Raw genomic sequence first — 20028 nt, forward strand, 5'->3', positions numbered from 1 at the left:
CCGTCTCAATTGTTATATCATGCCTGACCAGTTTAGGAAAATTAGGGGGTTTGTGTGCCTTTCAGTTGCTTTTTACGCTCTTCTAATTGTTTTATCTGTTGTTCAAATTGCGTAAGTTGGTTTTCATAGTATGAATTTATGCGCTTACTTTGTTTACTTATTGCATCGTCAATCGAATCTGCACCTAATCTGTTCGCCGCATCTTGAGTCATTAACTTAAGTTTTTCTATTCGTTCGCGCTGTTGTTGCTTTAGGTTTTTACGTTCTAATTCTAGTTGTTGAATTTTGCGATCGATTTCTTGGACTTGTAGGTAGTCATCAACGCTTAGCTCAGGCTGTTTTTTTGTATTATCGGTGAGTTGTTTAGGGGGAAGGTTGATTTTTATGATAGTGGCGTCTTTTCCACAGGGTTGCTCTGAGAAAGTGGCAACACCCTTTATCATGCATTTATAGACAGTTGCTTGGCTGCTATTCGCGCCTAACAGTAATGTTAAAGTTAACAAAGCTGAACTGATCATGGCGTCTCACCGATAATTTAACTGAGACTTAGCATGCATGATTAACAATAAAAGGTGCAAGTTTTTGGGCATAAAAAAACCGCTAAAAAGCGGTTTTTAATAATAAAATGGTGGAGAAGGAGGGATTCGAACCCTCGATAGAGCTACAAACCCTATACTCCCTTAGCAGGGGAGCGCCTTCGGCCACTCGGCCACCTCTCCAACGCATAATTCAGATTGTAACTTGCTGATAATTATCAACAAATAAAAATAAGTGGTGGAGAGATAGGGATTTGAACCCTAGAGGGGCTACAAACCCCTGCCGGTTTTCAAGACCGGTGCATTCGACCACTCTGCCATCTCTCCACAAAGTGTTGCGAGAATAATACTTAGCTGAATCGGTTGTGTAAATAGGAAAAAGTTCGTTTGCTTGTTTTTTGAGCGTAAAGACGGTGTTTTTTGTAAAAAGCTTTAAATTTTTGCTGTTTTAGTGCTTTTAAAAAGAGGGGAGCAGCAAACGAGGAGCTAAAGAAGATGCTTCGTTAGTGGTTGGGTGTTTGCTGCACCTAAAAAGTAACCATGGTTGGGGATTACTTATATTGTACTGCACCGCCAAGCGCTAGCTTTTTGCCGTAGCGATTAAGTTTTGCCAACATTTTTGCTTTGCGGTTAGTTGGTTTTACGGCAACATGAGTTGCAGCATTTTGATTTAAAGTGTTAATTGGGTTCATTACTTTGCTCCAGATTGTGTTTGGTTGAAAACATGGGTATTTTGCAGGCAAAGTGAACAAAAATAAAACGATAAAATTTGAGTCTACCGGATAACTTTTTCTTATCTGAATGTGCCTTGTTAACGGTGGGTTAAGTTACGTGTCTCATTGTTTTTTGAATAATTATGCTAAGGGAGTTCGCTCTAAAACCCTTGTTTATAAGAGTTTTTAGATTTTGAAACTTTGTTTTATGCGTTTTTAAAGTTTCAAATTGAGTATTTATTCAGATTAATTTAATTTGAATAAAAAGGGGTTTCTTACTGAGAAGATGAAGTGATAGTTGATGTTAATAATAATAAAGCCAAGTGACAAAAAAAATACTAAGCAAAGTGTCGAATGGTTATTAAACGAATGCACATTACGGCACATTGAGCCGCAACTTTTCTTTACCACGGGACACTTTGAAAGTGACCATAAAGCAATTGCGAATCTTGCAAAGCACGTTAATCAGGCTGTTGTTATTGGTGGCGATGGTTCACTGCATTTAGCCATTAATGCACTGTTTGGTTGTGATTGTTCAATTGCCTTATTGCCAGCAGGGACCGGTAATGACTTTGCGCGAGGCTTTGCTTTTAAGCCGCAACAATGGCGAGACGCTGTCTTTTCAGGCCATACTCAGTTAATTGATGTTGGGAAAATTAATCAGCGGTATTTTATTAATGTGGCTGGGGTCGGTTTTGATGCGGATGTTGTTAGTCAATTAAATCAAGTGGGGCGGTTTACTGCGTTTGGTTATCTATGGCAGGGCATTAAACAGTTATTTTCTTTTCAAGCAAAGTCTTTATCAGGGGTATTTGCCGACAAGCATGAAGAGTTCACTAATTTAGTGACTTTATTTGCTAACCATCATTATTTTGGTGGAGGCTTAAAAATTGCGCCTCATGCCATATTGAATGATGGAGAGCTTGAGTGTTATCGCATGCCAGCAGGTAACTTAGTGAAGAATTTACGCAGTTTTTTACATCTCATTTTTGTAAAACATCATAACTTAAACGAGCTTCAATACTGCCGTTTGTCTCGTGCCGAAATACACACTGCCGGTTTACTAATAGAGGCTGATGGCGAGTTGGTCGGTGTGACACCTGCAAAAGTTGTCATGTATCACCAAGCATTACGTTTTCATTTACCATAAAAAAGCGCCTGCTATTTTTAGCAGGCGCTTGGTGTTAGAGGTGACATAATCACTTCTAACTGGGGACAGAGCGATTTTGCAGATTATTTCTTGTAGCAAAAAACGCTTTAATTCGTTGTGTGGGCGTTAATACAATGGCATTGCCAAATAGCACTAAACTAAACCCTATAAATGTGTTGGTTTGCCACTCAAACCCTTCAAACAATGTACTCAGTACGACTGCAACCAGAGGAAATAATACAATGACGTAACTGGCGCGCTCGGGACCAATATTTTTCAACAGCGCAAAATAACAAGCAAATGCGATGACAGTGCCAAATATGGCTAAGTAAAGTAGCGATACCCAGTAACTTGCAGGTGCAGTGAATGTCAGTTGCACGTCGCTTATTAATACATACACGGCTAAGCCAATAGCACTGTAAAGCATGCCCCATGCATTCCCCTGCATAACGCCAATATCACGCTGAGAATTGCGGACGCTGATCATATTACCTAATGAAGCCACAAAGGTCCCTGACAGCGCAAGTAGTAACCCGACCAACGTACCATTACTCAAGTCGAACTGCTGAATTTGTGGCCAAAACAAGCTGGCGATACCCAAAACGCCTAACAATGCGCCAACGTAAATTCGCTTGGCGATTGGTTTCGAAAAAAACAGTCGGGTATTAATAATATTCATCACTAATAGCATTGAGAATGCAATGGAGGCCATGGCAGAACTAAGGTAGTTTTGTGCCCAATACAGTGTTAGGTAGTTCAAACCAAAGTTAAATAATGCCAGTAGGGTAAAAAAACCATGATCACGCCATGAATAACGCATCGGCAGGTTTTTAAATAACACAAATGCCCACATTAAAATGGCGGCAATCGCAAAACGATAGAACAAAGAAATTTCAACGGCGACATCACCTAATTGAAACTCAATAGCCAGCCACGTTGATCCCCAGATCAATACAGTTGCAAGGTAAAGAGCGGCGCTTTTCATCTTTATTGCCTAAATAGGGTAAGTGTGTTTATTTTAAGTTGATTCTGTATACTTAACATATACAGAAAACTACAAATGCAACCTATACAGTTTGGTGGGCTATGTCACAAGTGAACAGTCGCAGTAACAGTGAGTTCTTGTATCAGCAAGTGACTCAGTTAGTAAGAGATTTATCGTCACAGGGATCGTTATTACCCGGTGAAAAACTCCCTTCATTGCGAAAAATGGCTGAAAAGCTTAATGTCAGTATTCCTACCGTTAAGCAGGCCTATCAGCTTCTTGAGGGGCAAGGGTTGATTGAAGCGAGAGAGAAGTCGGGATACTTTTTAAAATCATCGCAGTTAAATCAATCAAGACCCAAGCGCGTGAAATTAAGCCGCGAGCCAATGACTGTCAACAAGCAAGCGCTGATAGAGCAAGTTTATAGCGCAATTCACAAAGCCAATGTTGTCCCGTTTGGTATTGCTAATCCAATTGCTGCGGCACCCACCGATAAAGCATTAGCACGAACGATGCGCCGAGTGATGACATTGGCCGGAGCTACGGTAATTAATTATGGGCCGATGGATGGCTTTGCTCCGTTAAAAAAGCAATTGATTCATCGTTATTTAGATTTCGGAATTGGTGTGGCGAGCGATGAATTGGTGATCACCAATGGGGCACAAGAAGCGCTTGCCATTGCACTAAAATGCGTGGCAAAACCTGGTGATGTGATTGCGATTGAATCACCTTGTTACTTTGGCATCATTGAGTTAATTGAAAGTTTAGGATTGAAAGCGCTGGAAATCCCACTATGCCCAGATGAAGGCATTTGGTTAGATGACTTACAACAGGCGCTAGATGAGCATGATATAAGAGCATGCGTGTTCTCTACCTCATTGAATAACCCCGTGGGGAGTTTTATGCCTGATAGTAAGCGTGAACAGCTGGTCGCTTTACTTGAGGCTCGTGATGTTGTGCTGATAGAGGATGATGTATACGGTGACCTACATTACACCGCAAAACGTGCTACACCAGCGCAGGCTTACTCTAAAAAAGGATTGGTGATCACCTGCGCCTCATTTTCAAAAACGGCTGCGCCGAGTTATCGGATTGGTTGGATTATTGCGGGCCAGTTTGCTGAACAAGCCAGACGTTTTAAACGAGCCTTGAGCTGCTCAGCGCCATTGATCAATCAATGGACCTTGTATGAATTTATTGCCAGTGGTGAATACGACAGAAATATTCGTTTATTACGCCAGCGACTAAGTGCCAACAAAGAGCGAATGATTTGGTGCCTGCAGCAATATATGCCAAGTTGTGCACGTATTAGTAACCCGCAGGGAGGGTGTGTTATTTGGGTGGACTTAGGGAGCCAATATGATGCCGTTAAACTATTCCATTTAGCATTAGATGCGGGGATTAGTATTACTCCTGGGCTTATTTTTTCGGCGGGGAAAAAATACCGCAGCTGTTTTCGATTAAGTTATGGTTTGCCTTGGTCAGAGCGTTTGGAAGACGCGCTCAAAACGTTGTCACAACTAACCGTACTTGCAAAAAAATAAAAAAAGCGCAGAGCAAGCTCTGCGCCATAAGACCAAGTAGATTGGTTCAGGGATGTTAATGCATTACAGGGTGTTCTGTTTGAACGTGAACAGTTGGTATTCTTTGAGTTGTGGCACTAAAGCAACGAGCTGTTGCTCTTTGTGAGCAATATCGGCAAAGCTGCCACACAATGCGTCGGCACGTTTTTCAAGTTGCGCTGCTTGTGTTTCTACACGCGCTTCGATTTGTTCACCCATGTTTTCCATGCGCTGTTCAAACGTGTCCATATCACCACCCGAGCCAAGAAGCTCAGAGCCTAGCGCAACTAAAATACTGCCCATTGATTGCATCATTGCCGATTCAACTGCAGACTCAATTTGTTGGTCGAATTGTTCATCAAAATTTTGACCAAACTTTTCAAAACTTTGCTGACCCATGGTGAATGCACCTTGTTGGTAAAAGGTATTTTGCACTTCTACACTAATCTCATCCATTAATTCCGAGATGTCATCAAAGCCACTAATGTTGAATGCGTTTGCCACTTCTTCAATTGCAACACCGGCAATTTTCACACCCTCTAGAGCAATGTTTGCCACTTCGGGTAGTTGGCTACGTAAGCTATCTGAGTAATTTGCAATAGCTTGTTGTTGAGATGCATTCAGCGAGATGTTTTCGCCATCAATGTATAAGTTATTTTGATCAATGATTTTCATTGTGCGGTTATCAGCAGTGAACACTTCTAATTCGTTTGGCGTGATGCGAACATCGTTCTTGAACTCAACATCACATTGCTCACCACTGAATGAAATATGCGTATCATTATCGTTATGAGCCATAGCGCTGGTTGCGATAAATAAAGAACTTACTAACAATAACTTTTTCATTTTTTTCTTTCCTGTTTGAAATGACGAAAATAAATAATCAAACTTAATGCCAAGGTTTTTATTGTGTTTATTTTCATTGAGTTATGTTGTTTTTGTGGTTTTTTAAAATGAAAGCTGTTTGGTTTTTTAGCCATTTTTTAGTCAAATTAACTAAAAAACACACATGGATAAATGTGTTTTATCGAAACGATAAAAAACTCTCACTTTTCAGAAATCAAATTTAGCGCTATTTATTCACAATATTGACATATCGCCACTTTAGCATGGCGGTGTGGCTTTATTTTGGTGGTTTTTTACATACTAAATAACCACTGAGCTTTTTAATCTTTGCCAATTCACAGAGCAAATTTTAATCTCCTGAATTGGTCTCAAACACTTTATGGAGTGGGTTGTGGGTAAGACATTTAGTTATGATGCGCTAGATGACGATTTTGTTGAAGACGAGTACGAAATGGTCGGGCGTAATCAACACGACAAGAAAAAGCAACGCGTTAAGAAGAAGTTGGAAGACTATCTTGAGCAAAAACGCTTGCGCAGAAACTTAGGCGAAGACGACTTTGATGAGTACATGAACGACTAAGCATAAATTTAGATAAAGAGGCTATTGCCTCTTTATTGCTTTTTGGTTCGAGGTTTATTTGCTCAGTGCCGTAATAATTGCAGACTCGATGTGTTCTGGTTTAGTGAGGGGCGCGAATCGTTTAATCGCTTTACCATCCCTACCAATCAGAAACTTTGTAAAGTTCCACTTTATTTTACGGGTGATAAAGCCCGGTAATTCTGATTTTAGGTGCCTAAAGACAGGGTGAGCATGTTCACCATTGACATCCACCTTACTCATCATTAAGAAACTCACGCCATAGTTGATGAGGCAGCCTTCCTTAATTTCTTTTGCGTCACCGGGCTCTTGTTTACCAAACTGATTACACGGAAAGCCGATAATAATGAGGCCTTGATCATGGTATTTTTCGTGCAATTTTTGCAGGCCCTCGTATTGTGGTGTAAAACCACACTTGCTCGCTGTATTGACGACTAAAACGACTTTATTTTCGAAATCAGAAAAGTGAACCGTTTGGCCTTGTAAGTTGGTTGCTGAGAGTTGATAAAATTCGTTCATAATAGTGACTTTTTATTATTATTTGATTGATTCTAACCCGCTTGCCTTATTTCTGAAAGTGTGAATTTTATTCAGCGAATTCATTGGTAAGGTGCTCAATTAGTAAACGTACGCGGTAAGGCAAGAGATCTTTGCGCGGATACACCAACCAAGAGGCGTTGTCGCTGACTTGAAAGTCATCCAGCACTGTTACAAGTTGCCCTTTTGCAATATAGGGCTCAACAATGTCGTGTGCCAAATGTGCGATTCCGATGCCAGCAATAGCTGCACTTAAAATGGCTTGAGGGTGATTGCTGCGCCAATTGCCATTTATACGGACTTCTTTGATGTGTTCATCAATGTTAAAACGCCAACGTTTCCTCATCGCGATTAGGCAATTGTGTTCAGTCAACTCATAAGGGTGCGTTAAGCGTGGATGGTTGGCTAGGTATTCAGGGCTTGCGACAAGCGTCATTATTCGCTTGCAAAGAGGTCTGGCGATAAGATTGGAGTCTTCCATGCGGCCAAAACGAACGGCTAAGTCAAAGCCCTCTTCAACTAAATTGACATTACGGCTATTGAAGTCGATTTCGACTTCGACCTCCGGGTAGCGTTTGACAAATTCGGCAACTTTCGGTGCAACTTGATTGGCAACAAATTCACCGGCACCTGTAATACGAATAAGCCCTTTAGGTTGGCGTTGCTCACCCTGTAACTGGTTATTCGCATCGATAAGCTCTTGCCGGATTGCTTTAAGTTTGATCGCATATTCTTTTCCGGCCTCTGTCAGGCTTATTTTTCGCGTGGTACGCTGAAAAAGGACTGAGCCTAAGCGGTTTTCAAGTTGTTGAATTTGCCTACTAATATGTGAAGTAGAGACCTCCATCGCCTTGGCTGCATGAGTAAAGCTCCCTTGCTCAACAACATATAAAAATTCGTCTAAACCTTGCCACATATTCATATCCTAAGATTTCTAGCTAGTGTGAGTTTACGTTAATTATTGTTGCATTACTGCAAAAGTGATTATCTATTTTACCGCTTTATCCCTATATAAAAATAACTAAAATGGTTTATTCACTGATAAAAACTCACATCAACGATGAGGAAGCCACATGTTAAATTTTAGTTTTGAAAACCCAACCAAGATTCATTTTGGTGAGCAACAAATTAAAGAAATTCAGTCAGAAATCCCTAAAAATGCCAAAGTACTCGTCACTTATGGTGGTGGCAGCATTAAGAAAAATGGCGTTTATGATCAGGTTAAAGCAGCATTAAGTGAGCATACGTGGTTTGAGTTTGCAGGTATTGAGCCAAACCCAAGTTACCAAACCTGTATGAAAGCCGTAGAGCTTGTTAAAGAAAAGCAGATTGATTTCATTCTGGCTGTGGGTGGGGGGTCTGTGGTTGATGGCAGTAAGTTTATTGCCGCTGCGGCTGAATTCACGGGTGAGCCTTGGGATATTTTAGCAAACGGCGCAGAAGTAAAATCGGCGGTTGCACTCGGTGTGGTACTGACCTTACCTGCAACGGGGTCTGAGTCGAATACCTTTAGTGTTGTCTCAAACCTTGAAACTCACGATAAACTTCCATTTGCCAGTGAGTATGTGCGCCCTCGTTTTGCGGTACTTGACCCCGCAGTAACGTTTTCATTACCAGAGCGCCAAGTGACTAACGGGATTGTTGACGCATTTGTACATACTATGGAGCAATACCTTACGTATGATGTAGGTGCAAAGTTGCAAGACCGCTTTGCCGAAGGAATTTTAATGACCCTCATTGAAGAAGGACCTAAAGCATTCTCAGAGCCAGAAAATTATCAGGTGCGCGCTAATATTATGTGGTCAGCAACAATGGCATTAAATGGGTTGATTGGTGCGGGCGTACCTCAAGATTGGGCAACACATATGATAGGGCATGAAATGACAGCAGTGTACGGCCTTGATCATGCGCAAACCCTAGCGATTGTATTACCACGCATGATGGCTGAGCAAAAAGACACTAAGCGCGGTAAGTTACTACAATATGCAGAACGTGTGCTGGGACTGGATATTACCAATGAAGAGGCGGCAATTGAACACGCGATAGCTGCAACGGAAGCTTTCTTCCACAGTGTTAAAATGCCAACACGTTTGAGCGATTATAACTTAGACGACAGTGTGGCAGATAAGCTTGTTGCGCAGTTAGAGCGCCATGGCATGACTGCACTGGGTGAGCGTGAGCAAGTGACACTTGAGAAAAGCCGCGCTATTTTGCTCGCCAGCGTATAAGTTGCGTTAGCTCAAGATTATAAATAATCCCATCCCTGCCAGTGTTGTGTAGTAAATGTTGTGTGTTTTGTAAGCCACAATAACGGCAAGTACCGCAGCACTTAGGTAGGGATTTTGCCAATCTAAATTAATCCCTTCATCATTAATAAGTACAATGGGCACCCAAATAGCAGTGAGCACGGCAGGAGCACTAAAACTCAAAAACTGCTGCATTTTAGGGCCTACCTTAAAAGGCAAAGCGCGGTGTAGAAACAAGTAACGCGTAAAAAAAGTAATACACGCCATTAATACAATCGTGGTCATCATGCACTATGCTCCTCTTTTGCTTGCCAGCGGCTAATTGCGTACCCAACCGACATAGCAATCAGTGCTGCTGTTACTAACCATAACTGAAAACCGTGGCTTTTAAGGAGGGTTGCAACGACTCCTGCGGTGACGACGGTGGCAAGAGTTGCGAGGTTTTTCACCCCTGGCACCACTAATGCAATAAAAGTGGCGGCAATAGCAAAATCAAGGCCTAGGTTTGTTAAATCGGGCAATAAGCTGCCAGCAACAATACCAAGCAATGTCCATATGTTCCATGCGATATAAAAACTAAAGCCAGCACTTAAAGCATAAATAAGGCGCAGCTTTGTTTGGTAGGCTTTAGGGTGATGCGAAAAAGCAAATAACTCATCGGTTAAAACAAAGCTGACAGGTAAACGCCAACCAAATGGTTGATCAATGACTTTATGGCGGATGGCTAGGCCATACAAAAAGTGTCTTGAACTTATAATAAGCGTGGTAAATAAAATAGTGAGTAAGGGGGTATTACCAGCCATTAATTCAATCGCGACTAACTGCGCAGAACCGGCAAATACGAGTAGTGACATTGCTTGTGTTTCAAACGCACTAAAGCCATTTTGGATTGCTAAAGAGCCACACAGAATGCCCCACGGGATGACGGCTAAACATAGCGGGAGCATGTCGAAAAAGCCTTTTAATAACGCTTTGAGAATAGGTTTTTGCATTTTATCGCTCTTACTTGTTGTTATGGCTCAGATCAAAACACTTGTAATGGAGGCGTGTCAAAATAACCGAAGTTTGCAATAATGTATACCCCAATGCCTTGCTGGTTCTGGTCTTTTTAAGTGCTTTGAGTATATTTCATAGGGAGCGTTATCATGTCTAAAGTGAAAGTATGGGATGGCTTTATAAGAAGCTTTCATTGGTTATTAGTCGTTGCAATTGCAACGCTTTATTTTAGTGCTGAAGAAGGCATGCTGGAGCTACATTTTGCAACCGGGTATTTCACGCTAGCGCTCATAATCACGCGTCTTATATGGGGGGTTATTGGCAGTAAAACGGCCAAGCTGTCCTCATTGATACATTCACCGATTGCGGCAATTAAGTCATTTAAAAATAATGAGCATAAAGCTGGTCACGGGGCTGCCGGCAGCTATATGGTCATCGCGTTTTTTATATTAATTTTGGCGCAACTAGGCTCAGGATTGATGACCAGCGATGACATACTTACCGATGGACCGCTTGTTAAATATGTATCTACGGATACGGTTGAGTTTGCTGGTTGGTTACATCACCTGAACTTTGATATTTTACTGTATGCTATTGTGCTGCATGTAATTGCGATTGTGATATATCGCATTAAAGGCAAGAACCTCGTTAAACCAATGCTGACGGGCAGTAGTGAGCAAGTTTCTGTGACTGAGTCTGTGACAAAATCACCCTTGCTTGCATTCGTTATTTTTGCGCTGTGTTTAGTGGTACTTTTTACCACATGGGGTGCTGAGCCATTAAGTTATTTGTTTAATTAAGTGAGTTGAGTGAGTTAAGTGTTAAAAAAGGCGCAGACGGCGCCTTTTTTAATGTCGTTGACTAGTCTTTAAATGACTTATGACAGTCTTTACATCCTTTAGCCCACGCACCGAATGCTTTACCAATTACTTTCTGATCACCACTTTTTGCTGCAACCGCAAGTTCATCCGCATATTGCTGGAAAGCGACTGCTTTTTTCATAAAAGTATCGTTATCGCTCCACACCGCGGGAAGCGCTGATGTTTCGCCTTTGTCTGAACCTGCAACAAATGCTTCCCATGGCATTTTTGATAAAGCGGCAGCATTATTTGCTCGCATTTGGAAGCGCTCAGCATCAAAAGGGACTTTTCCTTTTAACATGTCGCCCATATCACCAATTTGTACACGGATCATAGAAAACGCAGCTTGGCGGTATTCAATCGCGTCGCTAGGTTCTTCGAATACGGTGCTTGCTGTTGCGCCTAGTGCCAGTGTCGATAACATGGTACCTAATACTAAGTGTTTTAATTTCATTCCTTTTGCCCCTTTAGATGTCATAAAGATAAACTGTTTGAGTTGTATCTTAGCTAGGTGTTTTATTCAAGTGTAATGCGGTTAATCTTAACTTAAGTTTAATTTAATCATTAATATCAATGTCAGCGAAGATCATCCCGCGTCGCATGCTACGTGTTGCTAAGAAAACTTCGCCAAGTAACGATAAAAAGCCACAAATGAGCAGTGCCATCGCAGCCACAAAGCAACTCGCAATGGTCACACTTAAGTTGATAGAGTGAATGTGTGATAAAAATAAACACATAACCACGGCGCACACGAGCAAAGCACTTAATACACTTGCACTAAATGCAATATGAATACAGCGAGAACGTTTTAGCAGGGCTCTTAATTCTGTGGTCAGTGACTTATTGAACTCTTCGTCGGTACTGACTTTTAGCTTTCGCTCTAACTGCCTAGCGCGGTCTGTAATACGCGCTAAACGATTTGATAAAACACCTAAGGTTGCCGCAATACCGGTGATTAAAAAGACCGGAGCGACAGCGGTTTGTATAACCTTTGCCATCGTTAGTATGTTAATGACTTCTGAGTTCATTTGGTTTCTCCACCAATATAAGTGTTTTGTTTACAGTGATTTACAAATTCAATTTTCATTTATTTTGTTTTAAATCAATGCCTTGCAGCTTTATTTAGACGGGGTTGTCATTACGCTGTAATCATACTGTTGCTAGCTTGTGTTTTTGAGGTTTATATTCGTTTAACAATTCTAACAACATTGAATTGAGTAAATACAATAATATAAAACTCATCCGAGGGAAAATGATGTCTTCAAATACAATGAAGCGAACCGCTTTATCATCGGCTATTGGTTTAGCTATGATGTCTTATGGTGTTGCCGCAGCTACACCAGTTCTAAAAAAGGGCTATGTTCCTGAAATATCAAGTGTAAAAAGTTATTCTCAAAATAAAACAACGAATAGTAAATCTCGCTATATAATCCAGCTTGAAGATGAGCCTCTTGCAACATACAAAGGCGGCATTGTTGGTCTTGAAGCTACTTCTGCAGAAGTGACAGGCGACAGTAAATTAAACCTTTCTTCACAGCAAGCATTAAAGTACAGCAGCTATTTAAAAGCCAAGCAAAAGAGCGTAGCAAAAGATGCTGTGTCTGTTAGCGGTGGGGCTGTGTCTCATACTTTCAGTACACTTTTTAATGGTGTTGTAGTTGAAGGTGCTGAAGGTCAACGTGAAGCGCTTGCGAAATTACCAGGGGTTAAAAAAGTATTTTTAGATACTGAATACCATACTTTTATGGATGCATCGATTGATGTAATCAAAGGTGTTGAAGCATGGCAGGCATTGGGTGGCCAATCAGAAGCGGGTAAAGGTGTAAAAGTAGCGATAATAGACTCAGGTATCCGCCCTGAAAACCCAATGTTTTCTGATGCTGGCTTCGCTGCTGCAGAATTTAGCGAAGAGGAAGCTGCGTACTTAGCTGAAAATCCTGATTATTGCCGTATGGAAGGTGGTCAAGCTGACTTTTGTAATAATAAATTGATTGTTGCGCGTGCTTTTGGACCAACTCCAAGTGGTGTTCACCCTGATGAATATATTGGTTCTCCTCTAGGGTATGATGGTCACGGTACACACGTTGCAGGTACTGCAGTTGGTAATCCGTTAGAGATTACATATGAAGGTAGTAATGTGTCTATTTCTGGTGTGGCACCTGCGGCACAGTTAATGGCATACAAAGCACTTTGGCACACTGAAGATGGTCGAGGTAGCGGTACTACTACAGCGCTTATGTCTGCTTTGGAAGCTGCTATTAAAGATGGCGCAGATGTAATTAACAATTCTTGGGGTGGTGGCCCTGGTGGGAATCCAGCTTCAAGTGCATATAGCGACTTGTTTACTGCTGCAGAGGAAGCGGGGGTTGTTGTTGTAACTGCGGCAGGTAACAGTGGTAATGGCCCACAAACAATTGGTTGCCCTGGTTGTATTGAATCAGGTTTAACAGTTGCTAATACGCAAACAGGTCGTTTCTTTTCGCAAAAAATAGAAGTTGATGGACAAAGTTATTTAAGTGTTGAAGGTAGTAATGGTCTTTTAACTGAAGCTGTTTCATTGCCTATTATCTCTGCTCAAGTTATCGCTCCAGATAATTTTGAAGGGTGTGAAGAATTTGCAGAAGGTATAACATTTGCAGACTCTGTTGCTTTAATTTCTCGCGGTAACTGTGCTTTTTCAGTTAAAGCTGAAAATGCTGCTAAAGCCGGTGCATCAGCGGTAATCATTCATAATAATGCTGCTGGCGGTGCGATGGGTATGTCTATGGATGATGCACCAATTCCTGCATCGGCAATTAGTCAAGAAGATGGTTTAAGTTTAGTTGAACTCCTGAAGGAAGCTGAAGAGCCAGTAATTGCAACCCTAGATCCAAGTGTACAAAGAACTATTCTTGCCAAGTACACTGACTCGGTTAGCTCTTCAAGTTCACGTGGACCAAATGGTGAGCCGAGCTTCTTAAAGCCTGATATTGCTGCTCCAGGTACAAATATCTTATCTGCTTTTTCTCCTGATGAAGGCAACGGTATTACTTTCAATGCAATCTCAGGTACAAGTATGGCTAGCCCTCATGTTGCAGGGGCTGCAGCACTTCTAAAGCAAGCTCACCCAGAGTGGGATGCTGTGCAAATTAAAACTGCACTGATGAGCACATCAAAAATGGATGGACTCCATAAGGAAGATCTAGTGACCAAGGCTGACGCTTTTGATGTCGGTGCAGGCAGATTAGATGTAGAGAGTGCCTTAAGTGCTTCATTAACATTCGGTCATGGTTCGTATGCTGATCCTAGTTGCTTAAATGTGTGTACTTTCAAAAATACAATGCAGAATATGAGTGATACTGCAGGTGAATGGACTGCAAAAGTTGTTAGTGATATGGGCGGTGCAGAAATCTCTGTATCACCAAGCACAATTACACTTGAGCCTAATGGGTCAGTTAAAACAGAAGCTGATAGTTCAGAAACGCCTACCGATGTTGCTGAGTTTAATTTAGATATTGACTCAACGTTCAACAGCAATAAAGGTTGGAATTTTGGTCATGTTGTATGGACTAACACAGAAACGGGACAAGAAGCTCATTTGCCATTTGCGGTTTATGACAATGAGGAAACAGATGCTAGTTTCTTTACTGCGTATGTAGATGCAGATTCGTTAAACTCTGCTACTCCAGCAAAAGTAGGTGTGAAATTTACTAATTCTGGCTTTGAAGAAGAATTAAAAGTTAATGTTAAGCTTGATGAAAATGCAGAACTGCTAAAAGGTACATTACCAGTCGTTGATGTCTCTCGCGGTGAAGGTAAAACATCTGTTAGCAGTGACAATAAAGAAATTACTTGGACAGGAAAATTACAACCTAAACTAATGTCTATTTCTGAAGACAGTCTAGTCGGCACTTTCTCATTAGCTGAAGCTGGTGCAACTCCTGTTGAGTGTCCTGATGGTTGTGATGAATTTACAATTACAGTTCCTGCTGATTTTATCTTTGATGGTAAACAATATTCTGCATTTACAGTTTCTGACAATGGTTTAATTGCTGTTGGTAGTGATGTTAGCATGACGGATGCTTGGTTCCCTCGGGCTTTCCCTAATGCTATTGCGCCAAACGGTATTATTGCGCCATTATGGGCAGATTATGATCTTGCTGGCGGTACGACAGGTGGCGGTGAACTCTATGTAAATAAACTCGAAAGTGGTCATATAATTATTGAGTGGCATGATGTTGAAGAATACGCTAGCACTTCAGGTAATAAATACACTTTCCAAGTTATTTTGAAAGAAGGTACAGATGAAGTCCGAATCAATTACATTGATGTACCTGTACTTCCGTCAATGTATTCGGCTGGAGCTGAATCAGCTGATGGCGGTGTAGGTGTATCAGTTGAGACCGTACCTACGGGCACAGCGATTGGTCAAGGTTATATTATTGACCAATTCCAAGGTGGTTCAGTAGATATTCAATATCAAGCGTTTGCAACAGATCGTAGTAACTATACAGTTGCAGATTCTGTGGTTGTGGATGAAGAGCAAACGATTAACATTAATGTTCTAGCAAATGATTTAGGTGAATCTCGTTTTGTATTCGATGGAACAGCTACATCTGAATTAGAGAATGCTGAATTCTTAGTACATAAAGGTGTTAAAATAAAAGGTAGCCTTGAATCTTCAACAGTTAAAGTTATCACAGCGCCAGCTAATGGAACAGCCACGGTTAAAGAAGATGGTACTATCGATTATAAACCAAGCGCTCAATTTTCTGGAGAAGATAGCTTTACATACACAGTTCGTGAGAGCTCTGGTGTAGAGTCTGAGGAAACGACAGTGTCTATCGTAGTAAACGATACGATTCCTGATCCAGTTCCTGTAGTTGATGAACCTAAGAAGAAGTCTTCATCAGGTTCATTAGCATGGTTAACTTTACTAGCTGCACCGTTTGCATTTATGCGCCGTCGCAAGCAAAAGTAATGACTTGATTTGTAATTAATAAAGGGAGCTTCGGCTCCCTTTTTACATTGCTTCACAAAGCATGCTTATATCTTGCTCTGTTTTTATTTATATTGGAGGATGAATAATAAAAAATACAACAGGAATCTCATGAACGTTGGTTACTCTCTCTGCTTTGCAACACTCTCATTTGCCGTTTTAACGGCGTGTAATAAAGTCCCTGATACCGCACATAATATTGAGCAATCACGTACTACAGAAAATGCAGGTATAGCGGCACCTATTGCAAAAAAAATTCGCCATGAAATGAGTATTCATGGTGATACGCGTGTCGATAACTATTACTGGATGCGTGATGATGCGCGTAAAAATGAGGCGGTAATTGCCCACCTCACTGCTGAAAATACATACGTAGAACGCACGATGGCGCATACAAAAGCGCTGCAAGATACACTTTTTAATGAGCTTAAAAGTCGTATAGAGAAAGACGATAACTCTGTGGCTACCAAAAAGGGAGACTATTATTACTCATCGCAGACGCGAGGTGATGATGAGTATCCAATTTATGTGCGAAGCAAATCCAGTGATGGTAACAACCAACAAGTCATATTGGATGTTAATGAACTTGCTAAAGAGCATGACTACTTTGCTGTAACAGGCATAGAGGTAAGCCCTAATGGGCATTTATTGGCATACGGTGAAGATACTTTAAGTCGGCGTATTTATACCATTAGAGTGAAAGACTTGGTCAGTGGTGAGCGACTGGCAGATACGATAGAAGGGAGTGAGGGAGATGTTGTTTGGGCAAATGACAACCGCACTTTTTACTACATTAAAAAAGATCCACAAACGTTATTAGGTTATCAGGTTTATCGCCATACATTAGGCACCCCACAAGCTGATGATGAACTGGTTTACGAAGAAAAAGATACTCGCTATTACACCAGCATAGGTAAGAGTAAAGACCATCAAAAGATCTATATTTATCATGAAAGTACTAGTGCTTCTGGTGTCTCTGTTATTGATGCAAATGACACAGGTGCTTTGCCGAAGCGGTTCATCGAGCGTGAACCAGAACTTGAATATAGTATTAAAAAGCACGGGGATTGGTACTACATAGTCACCAATCTACATGCCGTTAATTTTCAATTAATGAAGGTACATCAATCACAAGCGCATGATAAAGGCCATTGGCAAACGGTGATTGCGGGTAGGGATAACGTTAAACTTGAAGATATCGAGTTATTTAAGAATCATTTGGTATACAAGGAACGTGAAATGGGGCAAACCCGTTTAACTATTCGTGACTTACGAAACCAAAATGAACAAGTGATTGTTTTTAATGATCCAACTTATATGGTTGATAGCTATGGAAATTTTGAGCTGGATAATCCTCGTTTACGTGTTTACTACTCAAGTATGACAACCCCAGATACCCATTACGATATCGACCTTATAAGCGGCGAAAAAACAGTGCTTAAGCAGCGCAACGTTTTGGGTGACTTTACGCCAAGTAACTATGCATCTGAGCGTATCTATGTAACAACCCGTGATGGTGTTGATGTACCGGTCAGCCTTGTTTATCGTAAAGATAAGTTTAAAAAAGATGGCAGTAATCCTCTTTTACAATACGGTTATGGTTCGTATGGTGCGACGATGGATCCGCGTTTTTCGAGCTCGCGTTTGAGCTTACTCGACCGCGGTTTTGTGTTTGCGATTGCACATATTCGTGGCTCTCAAATGCTAGGTCGCCCTTGGTATGAAGATGGCAAATTACTTCATAAGAAAAATACGTTTAATGACTTTATTGATGTAACTAAATCTTTAGTTGCACAAAAGTATGGTGACAAAGAACGCATATTTGCCATGGGAGGCAGTGCCGGAGGGTTATTAATGGGGGCGGTCGTTAATCAAGCGCCAGAGCTTTATAGCGGGGTGATTGCTGCAGTGCCATTTGTTGATGTAGTCACCACGATGTTAGACACAAGTTTACCACTAACAACCAATGAATATGACGAGTGGGGTAATCCGAATGAAAAAGTATTTTACGATTATATGCTGTCATATTCACCGTATGATCAAGTTAAAAAACAAGCCTATCCTCATATGTTGGTCACTACGGGGTTACATGATTCGCAGGTGCAATATTTCGAACCTGCAAAGTGGGTTGCTAAACTGCGTGAATACAAAACAGACAACAATTTAGTACTGTTTAAAACAGATATGGAAGCCGGGCATGGAGGGGCGTCGGGACGCTTTAAAAGCTTACAAGACACAGCCTTGTACTATGCCTTTATGCTTGATTTAGCGGGTTATCAACAATAAGCAAAAAGGCATCAATGCGCTTTTATTGATGCCTATTTTGATAAGTTAAAGCGAAACTGGCTGCCTTTCCCTAAGGTACTATTTACTTCGATATTACTGTTCATTAGGGTTAGTAAGTGCTTGCATATTGCTAACCCTAGCCCTGATGTTCCTCGTTTTATACTGTTTCGTGCTTGATAATGTGGCTCAAAGGTAGCGTGTAACTCGTCTTCGTGTATGCCGATACCCGTGTCTGATACTGTGACGTAAAGTTGCTCACTTTGCTGTGACACGCTAATTGAGATAGTGCCCTTTTCCGGAGTATGGCGAATAGCATTTTCGATCAGGTTGGTTATTTATACAGTCAATTCGGTGCGTGTTGGAGCAACAGCCACGAGAGGCTGCATTGGCAGATCATTATTAATAAGATTAGCCACATGCAGTGAATTTTTCACCCAGCACGAATATAGGCTCTAAATTTCCGCCTTCAGCCATTGTTTGTAATGCCGTTGAGGCAGGCATTGCTACGTTAAATAACTTATGTTCACTGTTGTGGGCTGCAATGAGCACTGGGGTAAAATGTAACCCTTGGGTGAGGTTGGTCAGTTTAATGTCCAGTTCAGCCGCTTGGCCTAAAAAACTAGTCAAAGCGCTGGCTGCTAACATTGATAAAGGTAAAGCTTTCATTGTTCTTTCCTGTTTTTGATGATTTTAAAACAGTATCAAAGCGCAATATCAAGAAAGCCTCACGAAGTTATCACTTTTTTATCACAGCAAATTAAGTAGCCGTTCAAGGGCGTATACATCTTCGCCATTTTCTTCTTGAATCAGTCGGTTATCTTCATCGAGTAGCAATAGGCGAGGAATCCCTTTGTTTGCATAGGCATTATAAATTGTGCGATTTTCATCACTGATAAGCGGATAGTTAAGATGGTAGTCACGTTTAAACGGTGCCAACGACGTGGAATTTTCTTCACGGCCAATCGCAATAATTTGCAGTTCAGAATTATTGACCCATGGACTTGCTTGTAATTGCTCAATAGTACGCTGAGAATCAGCGCACCAGGTGGCAAATAAAATAATTAGTTTTTTCTTATTCTTAAGTTGTACGATATAGTTTTCAATATCAGTAAATTGGCTATGTTTAAATGATTCGCCTGGTTTAATAAACGTGACGTAATCGTTTTGAGGTAACGCTGGGGCCGTAGCTTGCTTTGCTCCGTTTGAAGAACAAGCGGTTGCTAGAAAACTACAAAGTATCAGTGTTATGCGTGTTTTTTTCATTTGCATCGTGAGCGTTTAATTTTTAATCTGCCCTCATAATATGGGCAAATGAAAAACGAAAACAATACAACAAGGAGATAAAATGGAAGATAATCAAAAAGTTGAATTAGTAGAGTGTAATAAAGAGCAACGCACTTGGGCGATGTTATGCCACTTAAGCTCGTTTGCAGGGCTGTTGATCCCCTTTGGTTCCGTGATTGGTCCGCTTATAGTGTGGCTTGCTAAAAAGGATGAAATGCCATTAGTCGCCGAGCATGGCCGTAAATCACTTAATTTTCAATTAACCATGATGATCGCCTACATCGTGAGTTTTTTACTTATATTTGTAGTGATTGGCGTGATTTTACTGCCTGTGATTGCGGTGTTTGCTTTTATCATGGTGGTGGTCAGTGCTATTAAGGCCAATGATGGTAAAGACGTTAACTACCCGTTGAGTATTGAATTTATAAAATAATGGGATTGCAATATACTG

The 20028-nt window shown here is 41.1% G+C and carries 21 protein-coding genes and 2 tRNA genes; 8 read left to right on the forward strand and 15 right to left on the reverse strand.

The annotated features are described in order from the left end of the window. Positions 1-41: 41 nt before the first annotated feature. The 4 genes from JIG41_RS03065 to JIG41_RS03080 all read right to left on the reverse strand — a co-directional run bounded on the left by JIG41_RS03065 (position 42) and on the right by JIG41_RS03080 (position 1228). On the reverse strand, positions 42-518 hold the full coding sequence (locus tag JIG41_RS03065) for a DUF4124 domain-containing protein (protein WP_199524241.1): 477 nt from the start codon (positions 516-518) through the stop codon (positions 42-44). A 108-nt stretch (positions 519-626) separates the two neighbouring features. After that, positions 627-719 (reverse strand) — tRNA-Ser (locus JIG41_RS03070). A 53-nt stretch (positions 720-772) separates the two neighbouring features. Further along, positions 773-863 (reverse strand) — tRNA-Ser (locus JIG41_RS03075). Positions 864-1087: 224 nt separating this feature from the next. Continuing rightward, a complete protein-coding gene (locus JIG41_RS03080; protein ID WP_162898013.1) occupies positions 1088-1228 on the reverse strand; it encodes a hypothetical protein in 141 nt (46 codons plus the stop codon). A gap of 322 nt (positions 1229-1550) precedes the next feature. Here JIG41_RS03080 and JIG41_RS03085 point away from each other — a divergent pair, with 322 nt between their 5' ends. Further along, entirely contained in the window at positions 1551-2399 is an 849-nt protein-coding gene (locus JIG41_RS03085; RefSeq protein ID WP_036974456.1) for a diacylglycerol kinase family protein, read from the forward strand. A 55-nt stretch (positions 2400-2454) separates the two neighbouring features. Here JIG41_RS03085 and JIG41_RS03090 read toward each other — a convergent pair whose 3' ends face one another. Then, positions 2455-3384 carry a DMT family transporter gene (locus JIG41_RS03090; RefSeq protein ID WP_180311275.1) on the reverse strand — a complete coding sequence of 310 codons (930 nt, stop codon included), beginning with the start codon at positions 3382-3384 and terminating at the stop codon, positions 2455-2457. 101 nt (positions 3385-3485) lie between these two features. Here JIG41_RS03090 and JIG41_RS03095 point away from each other — a divergent pair, with 101 nt between their 5' ends. Next, a complete protein-coding gene (locus tag JIG41_RS03095) occupies positions 3486-4928 on the forward strand; it encodes a PLP-dependent aminotransferase family protein (protein WP_199524242.1) in 1443 nt (480 codons plus the stop codon). 63 nt (positions 4929-4991) lie between these two features. On the opposite strand, the gene JIG41_RS03100 is transcribed toward JIG41_RS03095, so the two are convergent. Beyond that, positions 4992-5792 (reverse strand): YggN family protein, encoded by an 801-nt coding sequence (locus JIG41_RS03100; RefSeq protein ID WP_065978869.1) that lies wholly within the window; start codon positions 5790-5792, stop codon positions 4992-4994. A gap of 391 nt (positions 5793-6183) precedes the next feature. On the opposite strand from JIG41_RS03100, the gene JIG41_RS03105 reads away from it, so the two are divergent. Continuing rightward, positions 6184-6372 (forward strand): PA3496 family putative envelope integrity protein, encoded by a 189-nt coding sequence (locus JIG41_RS03105; protein ID WP_036974357.1) that lies wholly within the window; start codon positions 6184-6186, stop codon positions 6370-6372. A 54-nt stretch (positions 6373-6426) separates the two neighbouring features. Here JIG41_RS03105 and JIG41_RS03110 read toward each other — a convergent pair whose 3' ends face one another. After that, a complete protein-coding gene (locus tag JIG41_RS03110; protein ID WP_065978870.1) occupies positions 6427-6909 on the reverse strand; it encodes a glutathione peroxidase in 483 nt (160 codons plus the stop codon). A gap of 67 nt (positions 6910-6976) precedes the next feature. Continuing rightward, entirely contained in the window at positions 6977-7843 is an 867-nt protein-coding gene (locus JIG41_RS03115) for a LysR family transcriptional regulator (RefSeq protein ID WP_051501983.1), read from the reverse strand. Positions 7844-8000: 157 nt separating this feature from the next. Here JIG41_RS03115 and JIG41_RS03120 point away from each other — a divergent pair, with 157 nt between their 5' ends. Continuing rightward, positions 8001-9155: an iron-containing alcohol dehydrogenase gene (locus JIG41_RS03120; protein ID WP_036974363.1), complete on the forward strand. Its 1155-nt coding sequence runs from the start codon at positions 8001-8003 to the stop codon at positions 9153-9155. 6 nt (positions 9156-9161) lie between these two features. Here the strand turns inward: JIG41_RS03120 and JIG41_RS03125 are convergent, their stop codons facing one another. Together JIG41_RS03125 and JIG41_RS03130 are read right to left on the reverse strand one after the other, a co-directional pair. Beyond that, positions 9162-9461: an AzlD domain-containing protein gene (locus tag JIG41_RS03125; RefSeq protein ID WP_199524243.1), complete on the reverse strand. Its 300-nt coding sequence runs from the start codon at positions 9459-9461 to the stop codon at positions 9162-9164. Beyond that, positions 9458-10165 carry an AzlC family ABC transporter permease gene (locus tag JIG41_RS03130; RefSeq protein ID WP_036974367.1) on the reverse strand — a complete coding sequence of 236 codons (708 nt, stop codon included), beginning with the start codon at positions 10163-10165 and terminating at the stop codon, positions 9458-9460. The genes JIG41_RS03125 and JIG41_RS03130 overlap by 4 nt, the downstream gene beginning before the upstream one ends. 153 nt (positions 10166-10318) lie before the next feature. Between JIG41_RS03130 and JIG41_RS03135 the strand changes: the two genes are divergently transcribed. Beyond that, positions 10319-10969 carry a cytochrome b/b6 domain-containing protein gene (locus tag JIG41_RS03135; RefSeq protein ID WP_199524244.1) on the forward strand — a complete coding sequence of 217 codons (651 nt, stop codon included), beginning with the start codon at positions 10319-10321 and terminating at the stop codon, positions 10967-10969. 61 nt (positions 10970-11030) lie between these two features. Here the strand turns inward: JIG41_RS03135 and JIG41_RS03140 are convergent, their stop codons facing one another. Together JIG41_RS03140 and JIG41_RS03145 are read right to left on the reverse strand one after the other, a co-directional pair. Beyond that, positions 11031-11483 carry a cytochrome c gene (locus JIG41_RS03140; RefSeq protein WP_036974371.1) on the reverse strand — a complete coding sequence of 151 codons (453 nt, stop codon included), beginning with the start codon at positions 11481-11483 and terminating at the stop codon, positions 11031-11033. Between the two features lie 103 nt (positions 11484-11586). After that, positions 11587-12057: a DUF2721 domain-containing protein gene (locus JIG41_RS03145; protein WP_036974373.1), complete on the reverse strand. Its 471-nt coding sequence runs from the start codon at positions 12055-12057 to the stop codon at positions 11587-11589. Positions 12058-12284: 227 nt separating this feature from the next. Here JIG41_RS03145 and JIG41_RS03150 point away from each other — a divergent pair, with 227 nt between their 5' ends. Together JIG41_RS03150 and JIG41_RS03155 are read left to right on the forward strand one after the other, a co-directional pair. Then, positions 12285-15989, forward strand: coding sequence for a S8 family serine peptidase (locus JIG41_RS03150; protein ID WP_199524245.1), 3705 nt, complete (start codon positions 12285-12287; stop codon positions 15987-15989). Positions 15990-16118: 129 nt separating this feature from the next. Continuing rightward, complete coding sequence (locus tag JIG41_RS03155; RefSeq protein WP_199524246.1) at positions 16119-18293, forward strand: S9 family peptidase; 2175 nt, start codon at positions 16119-16121, stop codon at positions 18291-18293. 32 nt (positions 18294-18325) lie between these two features. Here JIG41_RS03155 and JIG41_RS03160 read toward each other — a convergent pair whose 3' ends face one another. The 3 genes from JIG41_RS03160 to JIG41_RS03170 form a co-directional block, all read right to left on the reverse strand. After that, positions 18326-18628: a cell wall metabolism sensor histidine kinase WalK gene (locus tag JIG41_RS03160; protein WP_199524250.1), complete on the reverse strand. Its 303-nt coding sequence runs from the start codon at positions 18626-18628 to the stop codon at positions 18326-18328. A 73-nt stretch (positions 18629-18701) separates the two neighbouring features. After that, a complete protein-coding gene (locus tag JIG41_RS03165; protein ID WP_249406602.1) occupies positions 18702-18959 on the reverse strand; it encodes a spondin domain-containing protein in 258 nt (85 codons plus the stop codon). An 81-nt stretch (positions 18960-19040) separates the two neighbouring features. Then, positions 19041-19556, reverse strand: a complete 516-nt coding sequence (locus JIG41_RS03170; RefSeq protein ID WP_199524247.1) for a TlpA disulfide reductase family protein — start codon at positions 19554-19556, stop codon at positions 19041-19043. Between the two features lie 82 nt (positions 19557-19638). Between JIG41_RS03170 and JIG41_RS03175 the strand changes: the two genes are divergently transcribed. Then, positions 19639-20010 (forward strand): DUF4870 domain-containing protein, encoded by a 372-nt coding sequence (locus JIG41_RS03175; RefSeq protein WP_036974384.1) that lies wholly within the window; start codon positions 19639-19641, stop codon positions 20008-20010. Positions 20011-20028 lie beyond the last annotated feature (18 nt).

The organism is Pseudoalteromonas sp. bablab_jr011 (assembly GCF_016464045.1).
Lineage (GTDB): Bacteria > Pseudomonadota > Gammaproteobacteria > Enterobacterales > Alteromonadaceae > Pseudoalteromonas > Pseudoalteromonas lipolytica.

What these genes read in the sequence shown, in the direction of transcription:
- JIG41_RS03065 (WP_199524241.1), bottom strand. Translation starts at nt 518, where the DNA reads ATGATCAGTTCAGCTTTGTTAACTTTAACATTACTGTTAGGCGCGAAT.
- JIG41_RS03080 (WP_162898013.1), bottom strand. Translation starts at nt 1,228, where the DNA reads ATGAACCCAATTAACACTTTAAATCAAAATGCTGCAACTCATGTTGCC.
- JIG41_RS03085 (WP_036974456.1), top strand. Translation starts at nt 1,551, where the DNA reads ATGTTAATAATAATAAAGCCAAGTGACAAAAAAAATACTAAGCAAAGT.
- JIG41_RS03090 (WP_180311275.1), bottom strand. Translation starts at nt 3,384, where the DNA reads ATGAAAAGCGCCGCTCTTTACCTTGCAACTGTATTGATCTGGGGATCA.
- JIG41_RS03095 (WP_199524242.1), top strand. Translation starts at nt 3,486, where the DNA reads ATGTCACAAGTGAACAGTCGCAGTAACAGTGAGTTCTTGTATCAGCAA.
- JIG41_RS03100 (WP_065978869.1), bottom strand. Translation starts at nt 5,792, where the DNA reads ATGAAAAAGTTATTGTTAGTAAGTTCTTTATTTATCGCAACCAGCGCT.
- JIG41_RS03110 (WP_065978870.1), bottom strand. Translation starts at nt 6,909, where the DNA reads ATGAACGAATTTTATCAACTCTCAGCAACCAACTTACAAGGCCAAACG.
- JIG41_RS03115 (WP_051501983.1), bottom strand. Translation starts at nt 7,843, where the DNA reads ATGTGGCAAGGTTTAGACGAATTTTTATATGTTGTTGAGCAAGGGAGC.
- JIG41_RS03120 (WP_036974363.1), top strand. Translation starts at nt 8,001, where the DNA reads ATGTTAAATTTTAGTTTTGAAAACCCAACCAAGATTCATTTTGGTGAG.
- JIG41_RS03125 (WP_199524243.1), bottom strand. Translation starts at nt 9,461, where the DNA reads ATGATGACCACGATTGTATTAATGGCGTGTATTACTTTTTTTACGCGT.
- JIG41_RS03130 (WP_036974367.1), bottom strand. Translation starts at nt 10,165, where the DNA reads ATGCAAAAACCTATTCTCAAAGCGTTATTAAAAGGCTTTTTCGACATG.
- JIG41_RS03135 (WP_199524244.1), top strand. Translation starts at nt 10,319, where the DNA reads ATGTCTAAAGTGAAAGTATGGGATGGCTTTATAAGAAGCTTTCATTGG.
- JIG41_RS03140 (WP_036974371.1), bottom strand. Translation starts at nt 11,483, where the DNA reads ATGAAATTAAAACACTTAGTATTAGGTACCATGTTATCGACACTGGCA.
- JIG41_RS03145 (WP_036974373.1), bottom strand. Translation starts at nt 12,057, where the DNA reads ATGAACTCAGAAGTCATTAACATACTAACGATGGCAAAGGTTATACAA.
- JIG41_RS03150 (WP_199524245.1), top strand. Translation starts at nt 12,285, where the DNA reads ATGTCTTCAAATACAATGAAGCGAACCGCTTTATCATCGGCTATTGGT.
- JIG41_RS03155 (WP_199524246.1), top strand. Translation starts at nt 16,119, where the DNA reads ATGAACGTTGGTTACTCTCTCTGCTTTGCAACACTCTCATTTGCCGTT.
- JIG41_RS03165 (WP_249406602.1), bottom strand. Translation starts at nt 18,959, where the DNA reads ATGAAAGCTTTACCTTTATCAATGTTAGCAGCCAGCGCTTTGACTAGT.
- JIG41_RS03170 (WP_199524247.1), bottom strand. Translation starts at nt 19,556, where the DNA reads ATGAAAAAAACACGCATAACACTGATACTTTGTAGTTTTCTAGCAACC.
- JIG41_RS03175 (WP_036974384.1), top strand. Translation starts at nt 19,639, where the DNA reads ATGGAAGATAATCAAAAAGTTGAATTAGTAGAGTGTAATAAAGAGCAA.